Annotated in this window: 30 protein-coding genes; 21 read left to right on the top strand and 9 right to left on the bottom strand. The window is 60.9% G+C overall.

The genetic code is table 11. The features are described 5' to 3' along the window. Positions 1-99: 99 nt before the first annotated feature. Positions 100-987 (top strand): LysR family transcriptional regulator, encoded by an 888-nt coding sequence (locus DWV00_RS03830; protein WP_245964700.1) that lies wholly within the window; start codon positions 100-102, stop codon positions 985-987. Between the two features lie 23 nt (positions 988-1010). On the opposite strand, the gene DWV00_RS03825 is transcribed toward DWV00_RS03830, so the two are convergent. After that, positions 1011-1865, bottom strand: coding sequence for a helix-turn-helix transcriptional regulator (locus DWV00_RS03825; protein WP_115532146.1), 855 nt, complete (start codon positions 1863-1865; stop codon positions 1011-1013). 102 nt (positions 1866-1967) lie between these two features. On the opposite strand from DWV00_RS03825, the gene DWV00_RS03820 reads away from it, so the two are divergent. From DWV00_RS03820 to DWV00_RS03810, 3 genes are all read left to right on the top strand, one after another. After that, positions 1968-2855, top strand: coding sequence for an SDR family oxidoreductase (locus DWV00_RS03820; protein ID WP_115532145.1), 888 nt, complete (start codon positions 1968-1970; stop codon positions 2853-2855). A 163-nt stretch (positions 2856-3018) separates the two neighbouring features. Continuing rightward, positions 3019-4023, top strand: a complete 1005-nt coding sequence (locus DWV00_RS03815; RefSeq protein ID WP_115532144.1) for a LysR substrate-binding domain-containing protein — start codon at positions 3019-3021, stop codon at positions 4021-4023. 194 nt (positions 4024-4217) lie between these two features. Next, positions 4218-5276 (top strand): proline racemase family protein, encoded by a 1059-nt coding sequence (locus DWV00_RS03810; protein WP_115532143.1) that lies wholly within the window; start codon positions 4218-4220, stop codon positions 5274-5276. 27 nt (positions 5277-5303) lie between these two features. On the opposite strand, the gene DWV00_RS03805 is transcribed toward DWV00_RS03810, so the two are convergent. Together DWV00_RS03805 and DWV00_RS03800 are read right to left on the bottom strand one after the other, a co-directional pair. Next, on the bottom strand, positions 5304-5957 hold the full coding sequence (locus DWV00_RS03805; RefSeq protein ID WP_115532142.1) for an ATP-binding cassette domain-containing protein: 654 nt from the start codon (positions 5955-5957) through the stop codon (positions 5304-5306). Between the two features lie 91 nt (positions 5958-6048). Further along, entirely contained in the window at positions 6049-6990 is a 942-nt protein-coding gene (locus DWV00_RS03800; RefSeq protein ID WP_115532141.1) for a LysR family transcriptional regulator, read from the bottom strand. A 127-nt stretch (positions 6991-7117) separates the two neighbouring features. Between DWV00_RS03800 and DWV00_RS03795 the strand changes: the two genes are divergently transcribed. Together DWV00_RS03795 and DWV00_RS03790 are read left to right on the top strand one after the other, a co-directional pair. Next, on the top strand, positions 7118-7630 hold the full coding sequence (locus DWV00_RS03795) for a hypothetical protein (RefSeq protein ID WP_115532140.1): 513 nt from the start codon (positions 7118-7120) through the stop codon (positions 7628-7630). Positions 7631-7725: 95 nt separating this feature from the next. Next, positions 7726-8301 (top strand): hypothetical protein, encoded by a 576-nt coding sequence (locus DWV00_RS03790; RefSeq protein WP_115532139.1) that lies wholly within the window; start codon positions 7726-7728, stop codon positions 8299-8301. 88 nt (positions 8302-8389) lie between these two features. Here DWV00_RS03790 and DWV00_RS03785 read toward each other — a convergent pair whose 3' ends face one another. Beyond that, positions 8390-9268: a LysR substrate-binding domain-containing protein gene (locus DWV00_RS03785; protein ID WP_115532138.1), complete on the bottom strand. Its 879-nt coding sequence runs from the start codon at positions 9266-9268 to the stop codon at positions 8390-8392. A 101-nt stretch (positions 9269-9369) separates the two neighbouring features. Between DWV00_RS03785 and DWV00_RS03780 the strand changes: the two genes are divergently transcribed. The 6 genes from DWV00_RS03780 to DWV00_RS03755 all read left to right on the top strand — a co-directional run bounded on the left by DWV00_RS03780 (position 9370) and on the right by DWV00_RS03755 (position 14131). Then, positions 9370-9960, top strand: a complete 591-nt coding sequence (locus tag DWV00_RS03780) for a LysE family translocator (RefSeq protein ID WP_115532137.1) — start codon at positions 9370-9372, stop codon at positions 9958-9960. Positions 9961-9962: 2 nt separating this feature from the next. After that, entirely contained in the window at positions 9963-10346 is a 384-nt protein-coding gene (locus tag DWV00_RS03775; RefSeq protein ID WP_115532136.1) for a cupin domain-containing protein, read from the top strand. Positions 10347-10727: 381 nt separating this feature from the next. Then, positions 10728-11519 (top strand): hypothetical protein, encoded by a 792-nt coding sequence (locus DWV00_RS03770; RefSeq protein WP_115532135.1) that lies wholly within the window; start codon positions 10728-10730, stop codon positions 11517-11519. Between the two features lie 93 nt (positions 11520-11612). Then, on the top strand, positions 11613-11753 hold the full coding sequence (locus DWV00_RS33915; protein WP_181885340.1) for a hypothetical protein: 141 nt from the start codon (positions 11613-11615) through the stop codon (positions 11751-11753). A 153-nt stretch (positions 11754-11906) separates the two neighbouring features. Next, complete coding sequence (corA, locus tag DWV00_RS03760; RefSeq protein ID WP_115532134.1) at positions 11907-12884, top strand: magnesium/cobalt transporter CorA; 978 nt, start codon at positions 11907-11909, stop codon at positions 12882-12884. A gap of 212 nt (positions 12885-13096) precedes the next feature. Next, positions 13097-14131 carry a GGDEF domain-containing protein gene (locus DWV00_RS03755; protein WP_115532269.1) on the top strand — a complete coding sequence of 345 codons (1035 nt, stop codon included), beginning with the start codon at positions 13097-13099 and terminating at the stop codon, positions 14129-14131. 42 nt (positions 14132-14173) lie between these two features. On the opposite strand, the gene DWV00_RS03750 is transcribed toward DWV00_RS03755, so the two are convergent. After that, the gene (locus DWV00_RS03750; RefSeq protein ID WP_115532133.1) at positions 14174-15352 is read right to left on the bottom strand and encodes a cation:proton antiporter domain-containing protein; all 1179 of its coding nucleotides are present in this window, start codon (positions 15350-15352) and stop codon (positions 14174-14176) included. Positions 15353-15443: 91 nt separating this feature from the next. Continuing rightward, entirely contained in the window at positions 15444-16388 is a 945-nt protein-coding gene (locus tag DWV00_RS03745) for a LysR family transcriptional regulator (protein ID WP_115532132.1), read from the bottom strand. 119 nt (positions 16389-16507) lie between these two features. Here DWV00_RS03745 and DWV00_RS03740 point away from each other — a divergent pair, with 119 nt between their 5' ends. Then, positions 16508-17281: an SDR family NAD(P)-dependent oxidoreductase gene (locus tag DWV00_RS03740; RefSeq protein ID WP_245964699.1), complete on the top strand. Its 774-nt coding sequence runs from the start codon at positions 16508-16510 to the stop codon at positions 17279-17281. A gap of 18 nt (positions 17282-17299) precedes the next feature. Then, positions 17300-18286 carry an aldo/keto reductase gene (locus DWV00_RS03735; RefSeq protein ID WP_115532131.1) on the top strand — a complete coding sequence of 329 codons (987 nt, stop codon included), beginning with the start codon at positions 17300-17302 and terminating at the stop codon, positions 18284-18286. A 51-nt stretch (positions 18287-18337) separates the two neighbouring features. On the opposite strand, the gene DWV00_RS03730 is transcribed toward DWV00_RS03735, so the two are convergent. From DWV00_RS03730 to DWV00_RS03720, 3 genes are all read right to left on the bottom strand, one after another. Next, positions 18338-18976, bottom strand: coding sequence for a LysE family translocator (locus tag DWV00_RS03730; protein WP_115532267.1), 639 nt, complete (start codon positions 18974-18976; stop codon positions 18338-18340). Positions 18977-19028: 52 nt separating this feature from the next. Continuing rightward, entirely contained in the window at positions 19029-20117 is a 1089-nt protein-coding gene (locus DWV00_RS03725; protein WP_115532130.1) for a tellurite resistance/C4-dicarboxylate transporter family protein, read from the bottom strand. Positions 20118-20375: 258 nt separating this feature from the next. Then, complete coding sequence (locus DWV00_RS03720) at positions 20376-20801, bottom strand: VOC family protein (protein WP_115532129.1); 426 nt, start codon at positions 20799-20801, stop codon at positions 20376-20378. 132 nt (positions 20802-20933) lie between these two features. Here DWV00_RS03720 and DWV00_RS03715 point away from each other — a divergent pair, with 132 nt between their 5' ends. From DWV00_RS03715 to DWV00_RS03685, 7 genes are all read left to right on the top strand, one after another. Next, positions 20934-21800, top strand: coding sequence for a LysR family transcriptional regulator (locus DWV00_RS03715; protein ID WP_115532266.1), 867 nt, complete (start codon positions 20934-20936; stop codon positions 21798-21800). Between the two features lie 204 nt (positions 21801-22004). Beyond that, the gene (locus DWV00_RS03710) at positions 22005-22313 is read left to right on the top strand and encodes a DUF4148 domain-containing protein (protein ID WP_115532128.1); all 309 of its coding nucleotides are present in this window, start codon (positions 22005-22007) and stop codon (positions 22311-22313) included. A gap of 547 nt (positions 22314-22860) precedes the next feature. After that, a complete protein-coding gene (locus tag DWV00_RS03705) occupies positions 22861-23169 on the top strand; it encodes a DUF4148 domain-containing protein (protein WP_115532127.1) in 309 nt (102 codons plus the stop codon). A gap of 240 nt (positions 23170-23409) precedes the next feature. Further along, entirely contained in the window at positions 23410-23718 is a 309-nt protein-coding gene (locus DWV00_RS03700; protein WP_115532126.1) for a DUF4148 domain-containing protein, read from the top strand. Between the two features lie 359 nt (positions 23719-24077). Next, a complete protein-coding gene (locus DWV00_RS03695) occupies positions 24078-24530 on the top strand; it encodes a DUF2000 domain-containing protein (protein WP_115532125.1) in 453 nt (150 codons plus the stop codon). A 68-nt stretch (positions 24531-24598) separates the two neighbouring features. After that, a complete protein-coding gene (locus DWV00_RS03690; protein ID WP_115532124.1) occupies positions 24599-25315 on the top strand; it encodes an NAD(P)H-dependent oxidoreductase in 717 nt (238 codons plus the stop codon). A 10-nt stretch (positions 25316-25325) separates the two neighbouring features. Then, on the top strand, positions 25326-26159 hold the full coding sequence (locus DWV00_RS03685; RefSeq protein ID WP_115532265.1) for an AraC family transcriptional regulator: 834 nt from the start codon (positions 25326-25328) through the stop codon (positions 26157-26159). Positions 26160-26256: the final 97 nt, after the last annotated feature.

Raw genomic sequence — 26256 nt, 5'->3', positions numbered from 1 at the left:
ACGGTGCAAGCCCGAAGAATATCTCTGCACCGGGCGATCAACTAGGTGGATAATCGCGGACGAATCATTAAGTAAAACAGGACAATGCGAAAGAGTGGATTGACTGATCTCGAAGCGATATTGACGGTCGCCCGGTATCGTAGCTTTCGGTCGTCGGCGGCCGAACTCGAGATTTCGACCTCCGCGTTGAGCCAGATGATCGCCGCAGCGGAGTCGCGCATCGGCGTGCAACTGTTCCACCGCACGACCCGAAGCGTTTCGCTCACGGATGCCGGGCGCGAGTTCGTGGAAGCCATCGCACCCGCGGTCGCCGTGATTCGTGACGCAACCGAGCGCGCGGGTGCGCAAAAGGATTCCCCTTCCGGGCGGATCCGCGTGAGCACAAGCACGGGCTTCGCGCGTCAGTCCATGCCGATGTTTCTCTCGTTCATGGAACGTTATCCCGACATCGAACTGGAGATGAAGGCGGAGGATCGTATCGTCGACATCGTGTCGGAGGGTTTCGATCTAGGCATTCGATTACCCGAGAACGTTCCGAAGGACATGATCGCGGTCCCGTTCGGACGCCCTCAGCGGGGTGCCGTGGTGGCAACGCCCGACTACTTTCTGCGGCACCCCGTCCCGAAGACACCTCATGACCTGCATCATCACGAATGCATTCGGTCTCGGTTGGCTGACGGCACGATCAATACATGGGATTTCGAGTTCCGGAGCAAAAAAATCCAGCTAGAACCGAAGGGCCGCTTAATAGTCAACTCGGGAAATCTGGCACGCGATGCCGCCCTGAGCGGCGTTGGCATCGCCTTCGTCAACGATTGGCACGTCGTGGCGGATATTGCCGATCAAAGGCTGCAGCGCGTGCTCGAAAAGTGGGTGCCCACCTTCAATAGACCCAGCCTCTACTTTGCCAACCGACGGCATAAATCGAGCGGTTTTCGGGCGCTCATCGCGTTTGCACGGAGTTGGACGCCGGATTCGGACGCGTGATTCAACGCACCTTTAGGGGCGACTCAAGCTGCCGCGTCGGCGCTACCACTCACCGCCTCCCGCGCCAGTGCACGAATGCGCTCGGCAGTCTCCGCCTGAAGCGGCGTGTACACGAGCATGCTGAGATCCGGCCGTCCATCGACAGCGAAGAGCGAATACTCCATCTCGATCGGCCCTAGCTGCGGATGCAGCAGGCGCTTCACGTTCTCGCCCTCGCTGTGGCTCAACACTTGGTTCTCGCGCCACATGCGATCGAAGTCGGAGCTCGTGCGGCACAGATCATCCACGAGATCGCCCACTTCGGTAGCGAGCCCTGCTCGCGCCACGTCCGCGCGAAACGTCCCAACGACGAAGCGCGCGACGCTCTCCCAGTCGTGCTGTTTCGAGCGCACGGCCGGGTTGCTGAACAAGAACCGCAAGATGTTGCGCTGCCCAGGCGGCAGCGCGCCGTAGTCGGTCAGCACCAGGGCCGCGGCCCGATTCCACGCCACGACGTTCCAGGTCGCGGTCTTGATGATCGCCGGACTGGCATCGAGCGAATCGAGTACGCGCTGCAACCTCGGGTTCACACTGTCGACGGAGCGCGGACGCACTTCCGGCGGCCGCCCGAGGCCCAGCATGAACAGATGCTCGCGCTCGGCATCCGTCAGCATGAGCGCCGTGCAGATGCGCTCCAGCACCTCGGCGGAAGGCGCGCCGCCGCGGCCCTGCTCGAGCCACGTGTACCAGGCGGAACTGATGTTCGCGCGCTGGGCAACTTCCTCCCGGCGCAATCCCGGCGTGCGCCTGCGGCCGGACAGGCCAAAGCTGGCAGGATCGAGCCGCGTGCGGCGGCTGCGCAAAAAGTCCCCGAGCGTCGGGGCGGCGTTCACTGACATGAATGACAAGCCTGTTAGTCCGTTTACCAGGATAAAGTCACTACTTCAACAGGATAGCTAATGATCGCATAGTGCCTCGGTGACTACCCAGGAGAATTCACGATGCGCATCTTTCTCACCGGCGCGACCGGCTTCATCGGCTCCGCTCTCGTTCCCGAACTCATCGAAGCGGGCCATCAGGTGATCGGCATGACGCGCTCCGATGCGGGCGCGCAGGCGCTGACCGCGGCGGGCGCCGAGGTTCATCGCGGCACGCTCGAGGACACCGACAGCCTGCGCAGCGGTGCCGAAAAAGCGGACGCCGTCATCCACCTCGCGTTCGATCACGATTTCTCGCGCTTCGTCGACAACTGCGAAAAAGACAAGCGCGCGATCGCCGCACTCGGCTCGGCGCTGGCCGGATCGGATCGCCCGCTTCTTTTGACGTCGGGCACGGGTATCGGCAGCCGCGACGACGGGCAGCCGGCCACCGAGGACGTGTTCAACACCAAGCATCCAAATCCGCGCATCGGATCGGAAATGGCGGGCAATGCGTTGCTGGAGGCGGGCATCAACGTGTCGGCGATGCGCCTGCCGCAAGTGCATAACCCGTTCAGGCAGGGCCTCGTTACACCGCTCATCGAGATCATGCGTGAGAAAGGCGTGTGCGCCTATGTGGAAGACGGCCGCAACCGCTGGCCGGCGGGGCATCTGTCGGATGTCGTGCGGCTGTACCGGCTCGCGATCGAGAAGGGAGAACGTGGCGCACGCTACCACGCGGTCGGTGAAGAAGGCGTCAGCGCGCGCGAAATCACCGAGGCACTGGGGCGCGGCCTGAACCTGCCCGTCGTCTCGATCGCGCGGGAAGAGATGCAAGCGTACTTCGGATGGATGGCGATGTTCGCCGCGCTCGATATGCCGGCATCCAGCGCGCAGACGCAGGCGCGTTTGGGCTGGAAACCCGTGGGGCCGACGCTCATCTCCGATTTGAACGAAGCGCGCTACGCGTAGGTGCCGACCCAACCCTCGCTGGCGCCGCTACGTGCGGCGCTAGCGAAGATCGTCTTGAACACTGCCCGTAAGGATATGAGAATAGCGTTCTTGTCTCATGTCATCACGGGCAGGTCCTTGCTTCGGACTCTACCCCCATCCCCTTACATCGGTAGAGATCGTCATGGCGCCTCAATTCGAACTGAGCGAAACGTTGGTCGGCGCGCTCTCTTTGCGAGCCATCAAATCTTTTCTCGCAGCGGCGAAGTTCAAGAGCTTCACGGGGGCCGCCAATGCATTGAGCGTCACCCCCGCGGCGGTAAGCAAGCAAGTGCGGGAACTGGAGGACTACCTGGGTGCGGAGCTTTTCGTCCGTTCAGGCAGGGCCGTCACGCTGACTGCCGACGGCGAGATGTTCAAGGACGCCGCCCAGATTTCCTTGATCAACCTCCATCAGGCCGCCGAGCGCCTGCGCAAGAGAATTCCTGCCAGGCAAACACTGACCGTGTGCTGTTCGCCCGCGTTTTCGGCACTGTGGCTGCACAAGCGGCTGCCCGAATTCATTCGCGACAATCCGGATATCGAACTGACCGTGCTGGCCACGCAGAATTTCATTTCGATGGAAGCGGGTGTGCTGCCGGACGTGTACATCGCCAAGCTGGCCAGCTTGCGTGACGGATACGACAGCGAGCACTTGTTCGACGACGAGGTCTATCCGGTTTGCACGCCGCAATATCTGCAAAGCCATGGTGCTATCGAAACGCCGGAAGAACTGCTGGACAGGTCGCTGCTCGATATCAGCGCCTACGGTCGTTCGCAGATCTCCGAGCATATCGACTGGAAAGTTTGGCTGGCATTGCATGACGTGGACACCAGCTGGCGCGCCGACATTCCGCGTCAACTCTTCACCAGCAACGACTACTCGGGCATCGTGCAGCTGACCTTAGCCCACCAGGGGATCGCCCTGGGCTGGCATCATCTCGTGGGAAACCTCGTGGCAAGCGGCGACTTGGTGCGCCCGCTGCCGAACATGACCGTGATGAAGAATCGCGGCCATTACCTTTCCGTCCGCAAGGACAAGACCGACGCCAGTGTGTGCAAGCAGTTCTGTCAGTGGGTGAAGCTGCAACTCTCCCTGCATCCTCGTGCCGATGAAGCGAACTCTGGCCTGAAGAATCCGGAACGCTGAGAGCCGGCGCCGAACCGGCCCCGTTCGCTCGCGGTTCGATCCTGGCCGACACCGGGCCGCGCTTTGGCTGCCGCGATCTTCAACCAAAAGTTGAAGCAATGCCGGACGATATGTCGCTTAAGTTATCCGCGAAACAGGCATAGATTTCCTTCCACGCCGCGCTCGTTCGGCAGCACAGGAGAGGAGATCAGCAGATGGGCTTCAAGAGAACCATTCACGCCGTGGAAACGCATTCGGGCATTCCCATGCGCGTGGTCACGGGCGGCATTCCGAACATTCCCGGCGACACCGTCTACGCCAAGATGAAATGGCTGGAGGCCAACGACGACGGCTTGCGCAAGCTGCTGTTGCGCGAGCCGCGCGGCTATCCGGCGCACTGCTGCAACATCATCGTGCCGCCCTGCCACCCGGAGGCGGACGCCGGCTACATCATCCTCGAGCAGGTGGAGTACCCGATGATGTCAGGCGGCAACACCATCTCCGTGGCCACCGTGCTGCTGGAAATGGGCATGCTGCCCATGCAGGAGCCGATCACCGAATTGACGCTCGAAGCACCGGCGGGGCTGATCCGCATCGTCGCCGAGTGCAAGGACGGCAAGGTCAAGAGCGTGAAGTTCAAGAACGTGCCGGCCTTTGCCGCGCACTTGGATGCCGAAATCGAAGTACCGCACCTGGGCAAGGTGCGGGTGGACGTGGGCTGGGGCGGCATGTTCTACGTCATTGCCGACGTGCGCCAGTTCGCGGGGCTCGAACTCAAGCCCGAACATGGCAAGGAGATCACGCGGATTTCCGCCATGATCCGGCAGGCAGCCATCGAGCAACTGCCCGTTGCGCACCCGGACTATCCGGGCGTGGGCATCACCATTTCGCAACTCTCCGGCCCCACGGACGATCCCCGGGCTGACTGGAAGAACGTGGTCACCATGCCCACCGGCCCGCTCTCCTGGGACGATCCCGCCACCTGGACCGGCGCGATCGACCGTTGCCCCTGCGGCACCGGCACCTGCGCGAAGATGGCCGTGCTGCACGCCAAGGGCGAATTGCCGCTGCACCAGGATTTCCGGCACCAAGGCATCCTCGGTACGGTCTTTACCGGCCGCCTGGAAGGCGAGGCCCGCATCGGCGATAAAGCTGCCGTTGTGCCGACGCTGGCCGGCACCAGTTGGATTCATGGCATCAACACCATCGTGCTGGACCATGACGATCCCTTCCCCGAGGGGTACACCCTGGGGGATATCTGGCCGAAACAGTAAAAGTAGACTGCGGCCGATGAAACTACGCTAGATAGCGGGCCCTGCATCGGTCGATGCACTTCCGGCCCATCCAAGATCAGCGAAATTGATGATCTTCGCCTCGCAGGCTCGTGCCAGCTTCAAATCGTGACTCGAGAACAAGACCGTGCGGTCCACGGCCAATGTCTTGAACAAATCGACAAGAACGGCACGGGCCGGCGCGTCTAGCCCGTTGCCCGGCTCGTCAGCGATCACGACGGTGGGCTTTCCAAGCAGGGTCGCTGTCAGGTACAGCTTTTTGCGCGTGCCGAGCGACATCTGCTCGAAATGCTTCTCCATGTGCGGGGTGAGTCCGAAGCGGTCCGCAAGTTCGAGCGTGTGGGTGTCCACGATCGTCTCTTTGGCGGACGCCACCAGTTCGAGAAACGCTCGGCCGGTCTTGAACGGATACTCCATGCACTCGTCGGGCACGTACGCCAAGGTGGATTTCGCCTCGAGCGGCGCGGTACGCAGCGAATGGCCGTCGAGCCAGATCTCGCCTTCGTCGGCATCGATCGCCCCGGCGAGCATGCCGAGCAAGACGGATTTGCCGCTGCCGTTTTCATCGCACAGCGCCACACAGCCGGCGCCGCATTCGTAATTGAGCCCTTGGAAGACGACGTGCTCGTCGTAGCGTTTGCTGAGATTTTCGAATCGAAGCATGGGTGAGTCGATCAAATGAAGATTTGCCGGGCGACAGTGACCCGGACCGCGGCCGACATTATGCCGAGTCGCGCGACACGCCAATAGATAGTCATCGTGTCAGCGGGAGCTGGTCACGGTCCGCCGCCTGGCGGCGCTTCACGTGATCGATGAAGGCGCGCAGCTTCGACATCATCTGCCGGCGGCTCGGATAGTAGAGAAACACGCCAGGTATCGTCGGCGCGAACGGCTCCAGCACCTGCATCAGCTCTCCCTTTCTCAGCCCTTCAGCGGCCAGTGGCTCAGGCAGCTGCGCGAGGCCCATGCCCCGCACTGCCGCACCGAGCATGGTGGGAAAATCGTTGGCGATGAGGGGGCCGGATACGGCGATCTCGATCGAGCGGCCATTGTCGTCGAACGACCATAGCGCGAGCGCGCCGCTGCTTTTCCGCCATCTCAAGCAGGCGTGCTGACGAAGATCGTTCGTGTTCTGGGGCGGACAGCGACCGGCGAGGTAGGTCGGACTGCCGACGACGATGAGCCGGAGCGGTGGCGTGAGCGGCACCGCGACCATATCGGCATCGACGAACTGCCCCAGGCGGATGCCGGCGTCGAACCCTTCCGCCGCAAGATCGATCAGTTCCTTGCTGGCAACGATCTCCACTTCAACCTCGGGATAAGCCTCGCAGAAGGATGCAATCAGCGGTTCCAGCAGGATCGGCACCACCGCACGGGGTACTGAAAGACGCAGTAACCCGGTCGGCTTCTGGCCAAATCCGCGCGCGACTTCACTCGCGGCGACAAGCTCGTCGAAGGCCGGCTTTGCGTGCGAGAGAAAGCGTTCGCCGGCTTCGGTCAAGCCGACACTGCGTGTGGTGCGGATGAAAAGCACTGCGCCGATGCGCTCTTCGAGTACGCGCACGGTCTGGCTGATCGCCGACGGCGTCACGCCGAGCTCCGCGGCCGCCCGGCGAAAGCTGCGATGCTGGGCGACGCTCAGAAACACTTCCACGCCGTCGAGCGCCCCTTGCCTGACTGTGAAGTTCTGCTTCATAGCCCATCAACATTGTGATGAATAGTCCGTCGCGAGAGGCCATGGTACACCTACGCCTACGGACGAGGAGCCGCCCGGCCCGGCTCCCAAGCCGTGAACGATCCACTGAAACCATCGAGGAGGAAACATGCCACCGGAACTGATCTTCCTGCTGCAACTCGTTCTTGGGTATGTGGCCTGTTTCCTTTGCTTCCGCACGTACGTCTGGCCCAAGCTCAAATCGATGGAGCCGTTCGATGCGCAACGCGCCATCGCTACCTTGCACAGCTTCCGCTTCTTCGGGCTGGTCTTCATTCTGCCTGGCGTCGTCGGTCCGAATCTGCCTCACAGCTTCGCCGAATACGCGGCATACGGCGATCTCGCAACGGGAGTTCTGGCCATGCTGGCCTTGATCACGGCGCGGACACCATCGCTCTTTTGGTTATTCGTCGTCGCTTTTAATCTCGTGGGCGTGGCCGACCTCACCGTGGACTACTATCACGCGATCCAAGCCGGTCTTCCCGCGCGCGCAGGAGAGCTTGGCGCTACGTACGCGATTCCGATCATCTACGTCCCTATGCTAATGATTACGCATGTCACCGCTTTCTATCTGCTGCTGCGGTCACAGCCCGGGTTGGCGCGCAGGCCGACTATGACTTGATCCGGTTCGTCGACGCAGTCGACATTGAGGAGCGCGCACGGTTCTAGCGCGGATTGATCAGCGGGACGTAGATCGGCAATCGACAAGCGGCGGATATGTTCGATAAGAGAATATTGGCGGGTTTCTGCACGCTGGCGCTCGCGATTGGAAGCGCCAGCGCTGCGTCGGCCGGCGGCGAGCAGACGTACGCCGACATACTCAATGGTCCGGCGACCTACGTCGAGTTGGCCGGCGCTAACGGTGCGATGTCGGATGCCGGGTGCAAGCGCACGGACTGCTTGGCGATAGCCGACCTCGTGCATGCGTTCGACATCCTCTTTCGTCGCGACACGCCAAACACCATGACGCGCACCGAACCCGAGGACGGCAACCGGATAGCACGGGCAAATGCTCGATTCGACCAAACGGTTCTTGTGCATCGGGATCGGTTTTCGGACTACTGCGCGGCACTCACGAAGCTAGCCACGCACTACTCCGAGTATTCGTTAGGATTCCACACCATCGAAATCGCCACGCGACTCGATGCCGCCGACCAGTCGGTTCACTGCGCGGATTCCGTTATGACCGCGTTCCCGCATAGCGAAGAGTCCGGCGAGATGATCGAAACTGCGAGAGAGACGTGCAAGAATGATCACTGGGGCGCTTGCCGAGAAATACGCGCCCGCCGCTGATTGTGGGCGCGATATTCCGCGGCTGACCCCGAAGCGCTTGCGAAATTTCTCTTGAAGTACGCGTAGGCACGCCAGGCACCGCTCGATATCACGCCTCCGCCCGCACCACCTCCCCAATTTTCGTCATTGTCTCCCGGACGCACCGCGCAAACTCCAGCGCCGCAGGCTGCACCGTTGCGGGCAACCGCAAGCAAATCGCGAACGGGGGCAGCGCGGGCAATCCCGCCACATGCGGCGCGAGCGTTTCCAAATCGGCCGGCACCGTCGAAACAAGCCACGCAGTAATCGCGAGCCCCGCACGCACCGTCGCCGCAGTCGCCTCGATGTTGCCGCTTTCGAATACCGTGCGCCAAGCGATCCCCTCCTCCGCAAGCGCACCGAGCACCACCGGGCGAAACGCGCAGCGTTCGTCGACCATCGATAGCGGCAACGGCCGCTTCTGCCAGGCGTCGCTGCCGCGCCCCGTCACCCATACCAGAGGCTCGACTCGGATTACCTCGCCGTCGGCTTCGCTCGCAACGTATTCGACCAGCGACAAATCCGCCCGACCGCTATCCACCGCCTCTTTTAGCTCAGGCGACGCGCCGCAAACGAGGGAAATGTCCACGTGCGGATGCGCTTCGGCGAACGCTTTCATCGCCGGCGCGAGCGGCGTGATGAGATCGTAAGGTACGCCGACCCGCAGGCTGCCCCGGAGCGGCTGCGTCGTCATATCGGCCCAAATCTCGTCGTTCAGCCGCAGCAGCTGCCGCGCTTTGACGAGAAACTGCTCCCCCTGGCGCGACAGCTCCAGCTTCCGCGCTTTACGCACAAAAAGCAGACAATCGAGCAAGTCCTCTAGGCGCTTCATCTGCTGGCTCACGGCGCCCTGCGTCATATGCAGCAGATTCGCGGCGACGGTCATGCTGCCGCTATCGGCAACCGCGACAAACGTGCGAATGAGATCGAGGTCGAGGGTTCGGTTCATCGACACATTATGTCCCGTAATGGATGACATCAACATTATTGGTTTTGCTGATGCGTCGGCAATCCGTAAAGTGCAAGATTCGACCACGCGGATACGTGCCGATGACCTCGATCCTGCCCTTGCTTCTCTTTGTCGCCGTCGCGACCCTCACGCCCGGCGGCGCGACGACGCTCGCCACCGCGTCCGGCGCGCGCTTCGGTTTCACGCGGTCGATTCCGCTGATGCTCGGCATTGCAATTGGGCTTGGGCTGCTGGGAGGCGTCGCGGCGCTTGGCCTCGGTCGGCTGCTGCTGGCGATCCCCGCGCTGCAAACCGCCGCGAAGGCACTCGGCTCCGCGTATCTGCTTTGGCTCGCGTGGCGCATCGCGAGAAGTGGTCCGCCGAATGCAGGCGAGGGCCCTGCGCGCCCGATCACACTCGTCAACGGCTTCCTGCTGCTGTGGCTAAATCCGAAGGGCTGGGCGATGACGATCGGCGCAGCGGCATCTTTCGGAATGCTGGCGACCAATCCAAACAAGCTCGCTCTGTTGCTCGCGGCAGCATTCGGCGTGGCGGCGTGCGCCTCGCTTACGCTGTGGTGCTCGCTTGGCGTACTGATTGCACGATTCTTTAGCACGCCGCGTCATTGGCGCATTCTCAATCTTGCGATGGGTGTGCTGCTGGCCGCGTCCATCGTTCCTACTTGGAGGTAAGTATGTCTAACCATCTATTCGCCGAATCGTTCGATATCGAAGCGGCGTTCGCCGATGTGTCGGAATACTGGTCGCCGAAGATCGTCGCGCAGGTCAACGATCAATATGTGAAGGTAGCGAAATTGCACGGGCAGTTCGTCTGGCACGATCATGCGAACGAAGATGAGTTGTTCTTCATCGTGCGCGGGCATCTGAAGATCGAATACGAAGGTGGGCGCGTCGTGAATCTGCCCGCCGGTTCGATGCACGTGGTGCCGCGCGGCACGCAGCACAACCCTGTCGCCGACGAGGAATGCTGGGTGATGTTGATCGAGCCCGTGCAGACGAAGCACACCGGTAACGTCGATTCTCCGTTGACCAAGTCGGTTGAGGAGCAATTGCGCTAAGCGCGCTGCGTCGCGTCGTCTGCCCTTTTTGGCTTTCCGTGTTGCATCTTTGTCCTAAGATCGAGCCGCTAGCTCTGTAGACCGTTGGAGATTGCGGCGACTGGGCTACGTTTGCTTTGGCGAGTTGCCCGACTTCCCGCTGGGTTATTCGAAGATTTTCTTGAGGAAGTCACTCGCCGCAAACGTCGCAAGCAACCAAGTTTTAGCATCGATTTCCTTGATTGACTAGATCGTTTTTATTTTTTTGGACGGAGTCGTTTTTTAAGAGAATAAATATCCAGAATATCTCTCCCATTGCGCTAAGATAGACCGCCGTGCGCGAGCTTCGTATCCGCACGTCAACAAATAGATAAAACCATTAACGAGCGCAATGGGGTAAACATGGAAGAGTTGACCTTTGGGTCGTGCGTCTGGGAATCATGGTTGCAAGGAGGCCGATTCGTTCGGCACAACCCGCTAACCGTCATCGCGGCGATCGTCGTGTTGGCAGCCTCCGGTGTGATCGCGATCACTCAGTATGGCGTTCATCCCTCACCCTCGGCTACGTTGACGTCCGGGCTCGTCCGTCTCGCCCTCGAGCTCGTCAAGGTCATCGTGATGATCATGCTGCCGGTCCAAGTTATGCGGCACGCTATGCTCGAAGAGCACGAGTCGAGTGCCAGCTGGTTGTTTGGAAAAATATTCTGGCGCTATCTGTGGGTGGGACTACTGCTGGTCATTATCTGTATTGCGATACTCGCATTGGTGTTCGGCGGTGGATTTTTGCTGGCCCATTCACTTGAGAGTCGCGTCTTGCGATCCTTTGTGTGGATCGTCGGCGGTGTCGTCGCGGTATGCCTCGTCACGATCCTTTGGACTCGGCTCAGCCTACTGTTCTGCCACGTTGCCATCGGAAGGACCGGCGGCTGGCGCGCGTCGTGGCACGATACGCGCGGACACGTCTGGAGAATCGGCCTTTCTCATCTCTTGACCGCGCTGCCGATTCAGATTTGTGCAATCGCGCTGATTCTCGGAGCGTATTTCCTCTTCGGCAGGACCTTCTTCAGCGCGGCTCTACCCTATTGGGTCGCGGTTGGCCAATCGCTGACGCTTCCCGTGGGCCTGATCGTCGGTTCGACGTGCTTGGTATGGTTCTATAGAAGGCTCGCCAATACGCTTCTCGATCTGCCTTGACTAATCCGCTCGTCGCGCCCCAAACCGCTCACGCGCAAGCAACGCAAAAATAACGTCATCAGCCCACTCGCCTCGGAACCAAAGGCTTTCGACATGATGGGCTTCCTTGCGGAAGCCCAACGATTCGAACAACCGCATGCTGGCGGTATTCCGTGGGTCGACCGGCGCGACGATTCGTCGGTCACCCCTGCCGTGATCAGCGGCGAGGGGCTGTCCTCGACGCAGGAGGCCTAGAACTTGCGCTGCGTCGCGTAGGGGGAGCCCGACGGTGAAGATCCCGCCGGGAACGTATTTCAACTCTCGCAAGCAGATTGACGCCCGCCTGCGGTAGCATCGGTTTCCCGACGGGCTCCGAACAATCCGCGCTCGCTGCAAAGGTTTCCACACATGCTGATCAACTGCGCCGCATACCAGGACGGCAACAAGCTCGCCGACGTCAAGATCGACGACATCAGCGATTACATCGCCAAACCAGACTGCTTTGTCTGGGTCGCGCTGAAGGACCCGGAGCCCGAAGAACTCGAAAAGATGAAGGAAGAGTTCGGGCTGCATGAGCTCGCGATCGAAGACGTTCAGCACGGGCACCAACACCCGAAGATCGAGGAATACGGCGAGTCGTTGTTCGCCGTACTGCACACGATCGAGATGGACGACGACAACGAATTGCAAATCGGCGAAGTCGATGTCTTCGTGGGCGGCAATTACGTGCTTTCGGTTCGTAATCGGACACAACAGGGCTTCCAAGAGGTCCGCTCGCGCTGCGAACAACAACCGGATCTACTGAAGCAAGGCTCCGGCTTCGTGCTCTATGCGCTCATCGACAGCGTCGTCGACCGCTACTTCCCCATCCTTCAAGCGCTCGGTTCAAAGCTAGAGGAGATCGAAGACCGTATCTTCGAGAAACACAGCCTTGCGGCCTCACGCGCAATCATCGAAGATCTGTATTCGTTGAAGCGCAGGCTCGTGGCCCTCCAGCACCATATCGCGCCGTTGGTCGAGAGCGTCGCCAAGCTGACGGGCGGCCGCATCCCTCAGGTCTGCGCGGGCATGGGGGCATACTTCCGCGACGTCTACGACCACCTCGAGCGCATCGTGAAAACGATCGAAGGCCGGCGCGAAATGACCGTGACGGCGATCCAGGTGAACCTCGGCATGATCTCGCTCGCCGAGAACGAAGTGACTAAACGTCTGGGTGCGTTCGCAGCGCTGTTCGCCGTGCCGACTATGATCGCCGGCATCTACGGCATGAATTTCCAGAGCATCCCCGAACTTCACTACGCGTACGGCTATCCGATTTGCCTCGCGGCAATGCTTGGGATCGACGTGATCTTGTGGTGGCGCTTCAAGGCGGCGGGGTGGCTATGAGCTAGGGCGGCACTCGATGGACATAGCGCCGCTTCTCCGTTCATCATTGGACTCGTTGCGTCGCACTGGCCGCCAATCTTTTGTCGAGATCAGTGTTTACTCAAAGCGCGTGCAGCTAAAGAAAACGGGCCGGCAACGATTGATGTTGGAATCCGTCAAAGAGAATGACTGCCGCTAGATTGACACCATTTTTTTCGGGTACGGAGAGGTTGATGGAGGCAATGCTTGAGAAGCTGTCGGCGACTGTCGCGGCGGCGGACACGCTGGACGCGCTTACGCGGCCGCTGCTGGAAATGCTGCAGGCGGTAACGGGACTCGAGTCGACATATCTGACTTCAATCGATCTGGAGCGTGCGGTCCAGTCCATCATGATTTCGCACAATACCGGCCAACTCCAGATGCCTGAGGGACTGACCGTTCCGTGGTCCGATACGCTGTGCAAGCGCTGTCTCGAACAAGGCCTTCCGGTTGTGAGCAATGTTGCCGAAGTGTGGGGCGACTCCCAAGCTGCCGCTGCGCTCGGTATCCAAACGTATGCGTCCGCTCCTGTCCGCGATAGCGACGGCCAAGTGATCGGCACGCTGTGTGCCGCGAGCCAGCGCAGCAGGAAGCTCGGGCCTCGGGCGCGAAGTACATTGAACCTGTTTTCGAAGCTCATTGCCCAGCACATCGAGCGCGAGCGCCTACTCGAAGCCCTCCGTCGCGCCAACGAACGCCTGACCCGACATGCGCTCACCGATTCGTTGACAGAGCTTCCAAATCGTCGTGCGCTGCGCGATGAACTGGGCCGGTTGCTAGCGCGCGCCGCACGCGAAGGCTCTTCCGTCGTTGTTGGCATCTTCGACCTTGACGGGTTCAAAGAGGTCAACGACCAACATGGACACCTCATGGGAGACGTTTTGCTGCGCGAGTGCGCATTGCGCCTTTCGCGGGTGGCTCGAGATTCGGACATGCTGGCGAGAATTGGCGGGGACGAGTTCGCTGTTGTCGGGCCGGGTCCCGCGGAGGAGTTGGAAGCCGAACACGCGGCGGCTTCCCTTGCTATCCGCGCGGCGGAAACTACGGCCGGCATCTACTCGCTCGACGGTGCGCATGTTGCCTTTCAAGGCGTAAGCGCCGGCGTTGTGGCAGTGCGCGTGGCTACAGTCGATGAAGCCCTGGAGCTTGCCGACGCCGCGATGTACCGCGCAAAGCGATCACGTCAAAAAGCGAGGCATGGCGTCACGAGCGGCGTTGACGAAGTTTGATTCTAGGCGTGCAGCCGCTGCCCCTCTGCGGCTGTTCGACAATCACGTGCTGCCGAGCGCCCCCCGCTCCTCGAGCTTAAGACCCAGCGACATCACGACGCCCGTGATCAACACCACCAGCACGAGGGTGGCCGAGGGCAACAGCGTCGAGACTCTGGTGGGGAGACTGAAAAAGAGGGTTGCGGTAATGAGGCCCCGCGGCGCTATCCAAAGCGCTTGTCGTTTTCCGGGGCCCGTGGTGAGCCGGAGAGCGGGCCACCTGAGCGCGAAGACAAGCACGACGATGACGATCGCGTAGAGCCAGGCATGAGGATCGACGAGCGTCGTGATGTCGGTGGTGTAGCCAAGCAACAAGAAGAAAAACGTGCGCACAAAAAACGTCAGCTCCGCGGTGAGGTGCTTGAGGCGCTCGAGCTCGCTTTCGAGTGCGTCGTTGTGCATCCATCGCAACCAGCGGATCCCGTGGAGCAACTGCGAATTGTTCAGCGTCAAACCGAGAATCAGCACGATCAGCAAAGGCGACAAGTGCATCGCATCGGCCAGCGCATACACGAGGATCAGCGCCGACAACACGGGAATGAACTTGACGTTCCCTTCGAGGTTGCCGACCAGCCAATACACCCCCAACGCGACGGCCACGCCAAGCGCGAGCACGGCGAAGCCGCCTCCGATCAAGTGCAAGGCGACGGTGCCGCCCATCGATGCCACCAGCAGCGCGTTGAAAAGCATGACACCGAGAATGTCGGACCACGAACTCTCATAGATCACGAACTCGCGCTCGTCGCGATTGAGCATCTCGGAGGTGGGAATCGCAACGGAACTGCTGATGACGCCGAAGGGCGCCCCGGCCAGCAAGGCCAAAGGCATCGGCAGGCCGAATACCGCCGACATCATCACACCCAATGCAACCGTCGTGAGGCCGACACCCAACGCCGCGGCACCGAAGGTCGACAAAAGAAAGCGGCGACGCCCAAGGTCTAGACGCAAATCCAATGCGCCCTCGAGCACGATCAGCACCAAGCCCGCGGTTCCCAGCGTCGATATCAATGCTTGGGGCAGAGCGACCGTAGCGTGATAGGCGTGGGTAGCCACGCGCACCAGCACGCCGGCCAGCAACAGCAGCATCACTGACGGCACTCGGTAGCTGCGCGACAGATGGTTGAACCAATACGACAGCAATACGGCGGCTGCCGTGCCGATCATCAGGGCGTTGGGCGCCATTGCGCTTCGTCCTCCATGCAGGGGTTTGGCTGCGCGCTTGTCCTGGAGCACCAGTGCAAGCGCGCCCGTGAAAACACACTACGCATCCAATCTATTGCCTTCGGTTCGCCGGCCTCGTGCCCGCGAGCTTGGGAAGCGACTGCTGTTCCCGAATGATGTTGACCAATGTAAGCAGCGCCGGGTGATTGTAGCGGCGACTGCTGTAGTAAATATGAAACGGATCCTCGAGATAGGCATTCTTCTTCAGCACGATCTGCAATTCGCCCCGCTCCAGTTCTCCGGCAATCCGGGCTTCGAGCAAGTACGCAATTCCCAAACCCGCCTTGCACGCGCTGATCGTGGTGGCCGTGTCGTTGATCGTGAGCGGACCGGGCACGCCCAGGCGCCTAGATTCTCCCGCATCGTTGATTTCCCATCGGTAGCTCGAATTGTCGCCGAGCAAGAGCTGCAGGCAATGGTGGTTCGACAGATCGCCGGGCCGGCGAGGCGTGCCATGCCGCTCGAGATAAGCGGGCGAAGCGGCCATGACCCACCGTTGCGGACCAGTCAGCGGCACCGCCACCATGTCTTCGGGAACGTAGTGGCCGTATCGAATGCCCGCATCGTAACCCTCAGCCACGATGTCGATGGGTCGGTTCTCGACCACAACGGTAAGCCGCACTTCGGGACACCGGCGCACGAACTCCGGCAGCGCGGGCGCAATGAGCAAGTGGGCGGCATCGGCAAAGACGTTCAGCCGAATCTCTCCGAGTCGCGCCGTGCCGGGCGCTTCGAATGTCTCGAGTGCGGAGCCGATCTGATTGAACCCGTCTTCCAACCGCGCAGCTAGGTCCTGCCCCGCGGCGGTGGCGGACACTGCCCTGCTCGTCCTGTTCAACAGCTTTGCGCCGAGACGGTCCTCCAATCGGCGCATGGCGTGGCTGATAGCCGATGGTGTCTGCCCCAACTCGATCGCGGCGAGCCTGAAGCTGCGACACCTGACGATCGTCAGGAATGATTTCAGGTCCGCGAAGTCGATCCGATCTGTCTTTGACACAGTGAATGTGGTTCATCTACTCAGTGAATTTCATTCATTCTATACCGTGCAATCATTCGTATCCGGCCGGCACTGGAACGGTGCGCGGCCTGCGGTTCGATCTCATCGAGGAGGAATGTATGCCGAGCTTCGAGCACATGCGGATTGGCGATCTCAACGGCACGCGGGTTCTGGTCACCGGCGGCTCCACGGGAATCGGAGCAGCGGTGGTTCGCGCATTCGCGGCGCAAGGCGCGCAAGTAATCGCTCACTACAACCAGAGCGAGGCGGCCGCGCAAGCGCTGCGGGCTGAATCACCCGAGCGGATCAAGCTCGTCCAGGGCGATCTCAGCGAGCCCGGCAGTGCGTCACGTGTCGTGGAGGCCGCGGCCGAAATGCTGGGCGGGCTCGACGGGCTGATCAACAACGCCGGCGGCATGTTGGGGCGGATCAAGACGACGGCGATGCCGGAAAGCCACTTCGACGAGGTCGTCAACCTCAACGTCCGTTCGGTCTGGGACGCGACCTTGGCGGCCTACCCGCATCTCAAGCAATCCAAGGGCTACATCATCAACACGTCGTCCATCGCAGCACGCACGGGTGGCGGATCAGGGGCCGTGCTTTACGCGGCGACGAAAAGCTTTGTCAGCAGCTTGACTCGCGGCCAGGCAAAGGAATTCGTCGGCGACGGAATTCGAGTCAACGCGGTGGCGCCGGGGCTGATCCAGACACCCTTCCACGACAGATACACACCGCCCGATATTTTCGCGTCGCAAGCCGCTTCGGTGCCCATGGGGAGAGAAGGTTTGCCGGAGGAATGCGTGGGCGCGTTCCTTTTCCTGGCGTCTCCCGCCATGTCCGGGTACATCACCGGTCAGGTCATCGAAGTGAACGGCGGACAACTCATGCCTTGAAAGAGGAAAGGAAAGACAATGAATCAACGGCCATTTGGGCAGACAGGAAAAGTCGTTTCGGAGATCGGGTTCGGCGCTTGGGCGATCGGCGGCTCGTGGGGCGACGTTCCGGAGGCCGACGCAAAAGCCGCGCTGCATGCGGCGCTCGATAGCGGTACGACCTTCATCGACACGGCCGATGTCTACGGCGATGGACGCTCGGAGCGGATCATCGCAGCCGTGCTCAAGGAACGAGGCGGACCGCGGCCGTTCATCGCGACAAAGGCGGGCCGTCGGCTCGACCCTCATGTGAGTGAGGGCTATAACAGCGCCAATCTGAATGCGTTCGTAGACCGGTCCCTGAAGAACTTGGATACCGACTGCCTCGATCTGGTCCAGCTCCATTGCCCGCCGACGGAGGTCTACTATCGGCCTGAAGTCTTCGAGGCCATGGATGCCATGGTCGCTTCGGGGAAGATCCGGAACTATGGGGTGTCGGTAGAGAAAGCCGAGGAAGGTCTCAAGGCGATCGAATATCCGGGCGTCAAGTCGGTACAGATCATTTACAACATCTTCCGGCAGCGGCCGGCCGATCTTTTCATGCGCGAGGCACGGGCCAGAGAGATTGCCGTCATTGTCCGCGTGCCGCTTGCATCGGGCCTGCTAACCGGGAAGATGACGGGCAACACGACGTTCGCAACCGACGACCATCGCCACTTCAATCGCGATGGTCAAGCCTTCGACAAGGGCGAGACGTTTGCCGGCGTCCCTTATGACGTGGCGCTCAAGGCAGTGGACGAGATCCGTCCGTTTGTCCCGAGCAACGTCACGATGGCGCAGTTTGCGCTGCGCTGGATTTTGATGAATCAGGGTGTGACGACCGTCATCCCGGGTGCAAAGAATCCGGAGCAAGCCAAGGCAAATTGTACGGCGAGCGATCTGCCGCCTCTAACAGATGCTGCTATGACTGCCCTGCGCACGCTGTACCTGGAGAAGATCGCGCCGTTTGTGCATCATCAGTGGTGATGTAGTTCGCGTGAGGACGGTAACCGCGTTGCGCGTCCTCACGCGGCCGGATTAAATTCCGACCTTGGGCGCGTTGAGAATCAATCGCAGACCAAGCCCGGTAATCGCAACCGCAGCGATGCGATCGACCCACTTCTTCGCTCGCAGATACATCTCGCGCGGCGCCTTGGTCGAAAAGCACAGCGCGACGATCGTGTACCACCCGCATTCGACCGCGAACACCAGCGGAGGCAGCGCGAAATAGCACCAGAGCGGCGGATGCTGCGGCAGCAATGCGGCAAAGATACTGCCGTACCAGATGGCCGTCTTGGGATTGCTCAACTGAGTCGTCAAGCCCATCCAGAACGACTTGCGTGCACTGTGAGATTGAGTGGCGAGTGAGTCGTCGACCGTGATCGGGCGATCGGCGCCGCGCCATATCTTCGACGCCATGTAAATCAGATACGCGCCGCCGGCGATCTTCAAGCCGATATAGAGCCATTCGACAGCCTGCAAAAGCGTATAGAGCCCGGCGAGTGCGACGCCCCCGAACAGAATGCCTCCCGCACCCATCCCGAGTGCGGTAGCTAGACCATCGCTGCGAGACAGACCGATGGCATTGCGGGCGACAAGCACAAAGCTCGGCCCCGGGATCATGGCACCTAGCCATAACGCGGCAAGAATAGCGAAAACGGCTGCTGATGCGGTCATCGGTCTCTCCTTGTTGTTCGGGTACGGAATGCGGAAGCCGATTTTCGCACGATCACCGCGGGTATGCAGCGTTCCCGGCCAATGCGCGAACCATTGCACGTATTGCACCGATAAACGCCAGCCCCCACGCGGCGAACGCAATCAAAATCACGATGCTCGGCACGATCTCCAGGTACGCGGCCGGCGCGGCAATTGCATAAACGTGCGTGGCCGCGGTGTACATGCCGATCGGAAAGACGACGGACCATTCGGCGACGGAGTATCGGATCGGATCGCGCGCAACTACATGCTTCGCCACGAACAGAATCGCCAGTTGAGGAATCCAGAATGTGGCCATGGCCCAGAACGCCGTCGTCAGCGTAAAGAGCACAGGGCGCAAATCATGCGCAAACAAGGTCGTCGTTTGTGCAAGCAGCAGCAAGCGGCTTCCCGCCAATGCGGCAATGGCCATCGCACCCATCGTGATCCACCAGGGTTCGGTCAGATCGTGCGGCGTCATCGGCACGAAGCACCAGCGATAGAAAATCAGCGTGATCAGCATCAGATAGAGCAAGCCGCCGAGCAACCATAGCCCCAGCGCGAGGTGAGCGAAAGGGAGCGGATCGGCGGCCGTCTGAGCGACCGAAACGGCCAGGATCGCACACGCCTCGGTCGCGACGACGAGCAGCAGCCATGTACCGTCGAGTCCAGTCTGCAAGCTGGGCTTGCGCTGACTGATCGTCATCGCGGTGAGAAACGGGTAGATCAGCACGAACCAGAGCACGAGCGCGGCAACGAGCAGCCACAGCGACACGGCCGGCAGCAGATCGTATGCCGAGCATTGATTGCCGATCACGGCAGTGGCTGCAATCAGCGTCAGGAATCCCGGGCCGCGCTGGTGGTCCGGCAAGTCCGCGCGCACCGCTCGGGGGTAGCGGGCGAGCCGGCATAGTGTAATGACCCACAGCAGGGGATACACGACCACGTTGATCGCAAACAGCGCCCACCCGATCTTTGGGTAGCCACCAAGGCGCGCCGCGATCGACACGATACCGGTAGCCATCACCATCACGAAGGCTCCCGGCGGGAAGGTTTCAAGCCATGACGCCGCGGTGCGTTTGATGTTTCCCCCTTGTGTGAGCCGCCGGTCAGCTGGGGCCATCAGGTTGAGACCGCTCCAATATAGCGCACTAGGCGGGGCTAACTCCTAGCGTTGCACTGTCGAACGGCCGCACCGTCGCGCCGGCGTTGGGCATCAGGCAACGAGATAGTCGAGAAGACGATGCATGAGCGTTTGCATCCCTTCATGCCAATGAAACGCTTCGAACTGGTCCGGAAACCTGAACGTCGATTCCGCTCGCGACACGCCCGAGACGGCATGCCAACCGATCTCCTTATGCGTGATGCTTCCCCGCCTACGTCACTTCGCAAACAGCATCCCGAGATCCGCGAACGACTTGAACTCGAGGGCGTTGCCGCTCGGGTCTAGGAAGAACATCGTCGCTTGTTCGCCCGGCTCTCCCTTGAAGCGAATGTACGGCTCGATCACGAACTGGACGCCGGCGGCCTTGAGCTTTTCGGCGAGCTCGGTCCATTGCGGCATCGTCAGAATCGCACCGAAATGGCGCACCGGTACGCCGTGCCCGTCGACGGCATTCGTCGCGGTCGCGCCCGTCTCGCCAGGCGCGAGATGCGCGACGATCTGGTGGCCATAGAGATTGAAGTCGACCCAGTCGGGTGCGCTGCGGCCCTCGGGGCAGCCCAGCAGGTCGCCATAGAACGCTCGCGCCTCCTCGATGCTGTTGACGGGGAACGCGATATGGAACGGCAGGATCGGAGCATTCATGGCGAGGAGCTTCCAAAAATTGAAGAAAGGTGCGTTTCATCGAACGCCTGGACGACATCTTATCCATGATGAAATTGGATGAATAACGATATATTTACGATCTGAGCAACAATTCTTTCGATGAATCGGATCATGCTGAGAGAGCTAAAAACGTTCCTCGCCGTCGTGCACCACGGCACCTTCGCCCGCGCGGGCGCGCAGATCGGACTGACGCAATCGGCGGTTAGTGCGCAGATCCAGCGTCTCGAAGACGAACTCGGCTTCGCCCTATTCGATCGCACCGGCCGTTCCGCCAGCCTGAACGCAGCGGGCAAGCGCACCGTCGACGTCGCGCAGGAACTGCTCGCCGTGTATGCACGCATGGCTACGCAAGGCGCGGCTAGCGAGAGCGCCGGGCTTCTACGGATCGGTGCGATCGCATCGGCGCACACTTCGCTACTGGTTGGCGCGATTCGCCAGTTTCGCGCGGTCTCGCCCGGTTGGCGGATACGGGTATCGCCGGGCGTGTCGTTGAGTCTGCTCGCGCAGGTCGACTCGAGCGAACTCGATCTTGCCGTCATCATCAAGCCGCCCTTCGCGTTGCCACCCGAATTGAAATGGCACTCGCTCGTCAGCGAGCCGTTCGTGCTGCTCGTGCCGCGCAAGTTCGCGAAGGAATCGTGGCGCACGCTGCTCGCTCGCGAGCCGTTGATTCGATACGACCGCAATTCGTTCGGCGGACGGCTCGTGGACCGCTTCCTCAAGCGCAAGCGGATCAACGTGAACGATGCCGTGGAGTTGGACGAGCTTCAGGGCATCGTCGAACTCGTTGCCGCGGGCGTAGGTATCGCGATCGTCCCGCAGGCCGCGCCGCTGCGTTTTCCTACGGCCGTGCGTACGCTGACTCTCGGCGACGAGACGTTTTACCGGGAAGTCGGGATCGTCGAGCGCTCGACGCCCGATCGACAGGGCATCTCCGACGATTTTGCGGCGTGCTTGCGTGCCGTGGCGGCAAGCTGAGCAGGTTGAACGGCCGACGCAGGCCACTCCGCTTGCGCACTGCACTTGCTCCGCCGGCGCGTCGATTATGAACAAATCCGTAACGATGATTTATCAAACTAGGAGTTAACCCTAGGACCTCCAGTCTCTACACTGCAGTCATCGGTTCAGCAACGAACACGATGCAAACAGCAGCAAGACAAATAAACTTTGGAGGTAGTAATCATGAAATCGCTCATTCAAGCCGTTGTTATCGCCGCCACCATCTCCGCTCCGGTGGCCGTTTTCGCCCAATCGAACGCCCCTGTGACGCGTGCTCAAGTCAAGGCTCAACTCGTTCAATTCGAACAAGCCGGTGGCCGCGTCAACATGGCCAACGACCCGAACTACCCGGAAGATGCCCAAGCTGCCGAAGCTCGCGTTAATGCGCGGAACGGCAACAATGAAGGGTTCGGTGGCGTGCAAGCCGGTTCGTCGGCTTCGGGTGCTCCCGTGCGCACCGCCGGCGGCAAGTCGCTCTACTTCGGTAACTAATCCAGCCGTTACTCAAAGTCCTCCGGCCGCGCCCAAGTTGGCGAGCCGGTTGACGACCAAGATCCTCGCTGATTCGAATTGAATGCGGCTTGTTTCGTCACGACGATGGCAAGCCGCCTTTGCATCGATACCTCCGCCGCCGGTCTCCGGTGGTTTCCGCCTAGCCCATCAACCGGCTAGGCGCTTTTTCCATGCTTTGCCACATCAGCACCGCCACTATCGAGAAGGCGGCGGCATCTTGCGTGCATGCTCGACTTCTCAGTCCTGCGCGCCCGCGCGACTTTATTCCCCTTTCCCCTATCGACATCCTTGACGGTTGGTCCGCGGCAAGCCGAGGTGGATCACGCCAGCACGGAGCGGGTTCGCGTGCCAGCGACGGGTTGAGTGGCACCTACCTCCCCTCATCGATTATGAACAAATCCGTAACGATGTTTTATCAAACTAGGGGTTACCCCTAGGACCTCCAGTCTCTACACTGCAGTCATCGGTTCAGCAACGAACACGATGCAAACAGCAGCAAGACAAACAAACATTGGAGGTAGTAATCATGAAATCGCTCATTCAAGCCGTTGTTATCGCCGCCGCCATTTCCGCTCCGGCAGCCGTTTTCGCTCAATCGAATGCCCCTGTGTCGCGTGCTCAAGTCAAGGCTGAACTGATTCAGTTCGAGCAAGCCGGTGGCCGCGCCACCATGAGCAACGACCCGTACTATCCGGAAGATGCTCAAATCGCCCAAGCTCGCATTCATGCGCAAAGCGGCAACAATGAAGGTTTCGGTGGCGTGCAAGCCGGTTCGTCGGCTTCGGGTGCTCCCGTGCGCACCGCCGGCGGCAAGTCGCTGTACTTCGGTATCTAATTCAGGCGTTACCCAAAGTCCTCCGGCGGCGCCAGAAATGGCGCCGCCGTTGTCATTTGGGCGACGGAAAGCAACACCTCGACGCAGCGAGCGACAATCGATTATGAACAAATCCGTAACGATGATTTATCAAACTAGGTGTTACCCCTAGGGTCTCCAGCCCCTACACTGCAGTCATCGGTTCAGCAACGAACACGATCAAACAAGCAGCAAGACAAATAAACTCTGGAGGTAGTAATCATGAAATCGCTCATTCAAGCCGTTGTTATCGCCGCCGCCATTTCCGCTCCGGTAGCCGTTTTCGCCCAATCGAACGCCCCTGTGTCGCGCGCTCAAGTCAAGGCTGAACTCATTCAGTTCGAACAAGCCGGTGGCCGCGCCAACATGAGCAACGACCCGTACTATCCGGAAGACGCTCAAGTTGCCCAAGCGCGCGTCATTGCGCAGAACAGCAACAATCAAGCGATCGGCGGCGTGCACGCCGGTTCGTCGGCTTCGGGTGCTCCCGCAAAGGCAAACGGCGCGAAGTCGCTGTTCTTCGGCATCTAAGCTGGTTGCACAACAAGTCTTCCGGCAGCGCCCACGTGGACGCGCCGGTCGACGCCAAAGATCCTCGCTGATTCGAATTGAATGCGGCTTGCTTTGTCACAACGACGGCAAGCCGCCTTTGCATCGATACCTCCGCCGCCGGTCTCCGGTGGTTTCCGCCTAGCCCTTCGATCGGCTAGGCGCTTTTTCCCGGCGTCGCCCCACCAACGCCGCGCACCGACGATGCGGCCGGCTCAGTGATGCCGACGCGCGACGCCACGCGCGAACGCCCCCGCTTCAAGCGCTGCAAAATCGTCCAATACTTTCCGCAAGCAAGCTCATAGCATTCTCTTCACAGTCAGTTCATCAGGAGAGAACCGTTGCTCTTGCAAACGGAAGCACATGCCGCGGACACCATCGAGATTCCGCAAAAGTCTGAGCGTTGCGTCATCGTCATCGACGAAGCACTGCCGCCCGGCAAAGCGTCGAATGCAGCCGCGGTAGTCGCATTCACGATGGGCCAGCGGCACAGCCGTCTCGTCGGGGCGCCGCTGCTGGAAAGCGACGGCACGATCCATCCCGGTCTCATTCCGATCGGCATTACGGTGCTCAAAGCCACCAGCGATCAGTTGACCGAGCTTCGTCAAAAGTCGCTTCCCCACTGCGACGTCGTGGACTTTCCCGTGCAGGGACAAACCACCACCGACTATGCCGCGTTTCTCGACGCCGTCTCGACCCAGGCCGGCGAATCGCTTCGGTACGTCGCGGTCGGACTGCTCGGGCCACGTAACCGAGTCGGCAAACTGGTCGGCGGCTTCTCGCTGTTCGCATGATGGAAGCGAGCACGGGTGCGCTCAACTCAACGCCTTGATTCCCGCCCTCGCCTGGAAACCCATCCCCCATGACTAAAATTCACCTCGTCCACGCCCACCCGGAGCCGCGCTCCTTCTGTACGGCGATGGCTCACGAAGCCCGACGCGTACTGGAGCTGCGCGGCGACGAAGTGAGTTTCTCCGATCTGTACGCGCTCAACTTCGATCCAGTGGCTAGAGGCAATGAGTTCGCCGCTCGCGCCGACAGCGATTACCTAGTCTATGCACTGGAGCAACGCCACGCGCTCGCGCACGATACGCTTGCGGCCGATGTCCGGCGCGAAGTCGATGCCCTGCTGGCCAGCGACACGCTGATACTCGTGTTTCCGCTCTACTGGTTCTCGGTGCCCGCGCTGATCAAAGGCTGGATCGACCGCTGCTTCCTCTCGGGCGCCCTATATGGCGGCAAGCGCATCTACGGCCGCGGCGGTATGGTCGGCAAGCGTGCCGTGATCGGCGTGAGCCTCGGGGGACGCGAGCACATGTTCGGTCCGCAAGGCATTCACGGCGAACTCGCGAGCGGCATGCTGCGCCACCTCTTGCAAGGCACGCTCGGATACGTCGGCTATGAAGTGCTCGAGCCGTTCTTTGCGTGGCACGTCCCGTACGTGTCGGATTCGGAACGAGCGAACACGTTGACGCGCTGGTGCGATTTCATCGATAGGCTCGATCGGCAACCGCGCATTCCGATGCCACGGATCGAGGACTATGATGACGTGCTCCGACCTCTTCCACGATTCGTCTAATCATCCCGTCATGAAAGCTGCCGCATCCACGCGTTCGATCAAGCTCTGGCGGGCACCTGACGTCATGGACGCCGTCATGCTCAAGGGTGAGTTCGTCGGCCACCGATATCCGCCGCACGCACACGATACGCACTGCCTGGCGGTCATCACCGGCGGAGCCTTGGCAGTCGAGGCTCGCGGCCAACGGCGCATCTGCCGCCGCGGCGATGTCATCGTCATCGATGCCGAGGTCGTGCATTCCGGCGCGGCCGCCGATAGCGGCAAGTGGAAGATGCGCGTAGAACACGTGCAGCCCGCGGCGCTCGCCGCCTACTGCGACGAGCTTGGCATTGCTCGGCGCGAGCGATTCGAATTGCAGAGTCCGTTTATCGCCGACGCCGAATTGTCGCAGCACCTTTACGGCGTGAACTGGTGCTCCGAAGTGGACAATGACCGCTTCAAGCGCAGCGAGGTACTCGCCTGCGCCATCGTCGGCCTTTACGCGCGACACGCGAGCCACAGCAGCGCGCTACCGTTAGTGCGAAGAGAGCCTGCAATGATACGGGCCGTAAAGAGCCGGCTGCGCGAAGATTTGCATGCGCGCGTGACCTTATCGACGCTTGCAGCCGAGTTCGGCGTCACGCCGTTCGTTCTGCTGCGCGCCTTTTTGCGCGAGGCGGGACTGAGTCCGCATGCGTTTCAGCAGCAGGAGCGCGTACGCAATGCACTGCCGATGCTGCGCGCGGGCAAGCCCATTGCCGAAGTCGGCGCGCGCACCGGCTTCGCGGATCAATCTCACTTCACGCGCGTCTTCAAACAACAAACCGGCGTGACGCCGAAGGTCTATCAGGCCGCGTTTTCTTGAGTCGCCGGGGCACCGCAGCCTACTGGTCCGATCGATTATTAACATATTCGCAACGATGATTTATCAAACTAGGGGTTACCCCTAGCGCCTCCAGTCT

Source organism: Trinickia dinghuensis (genome assembly GCF_003367175.1).
Taxonomy (GTDB): Bacteria; Pseudomonadota; Gammaproteobacteria; order Burkholderiales; family Burkholderiaceae; genus Trinickia; species Trinickia dinghuensis.
This window is presented reverse-complemented; position numbering and strand designations above follow the sequence as displayed.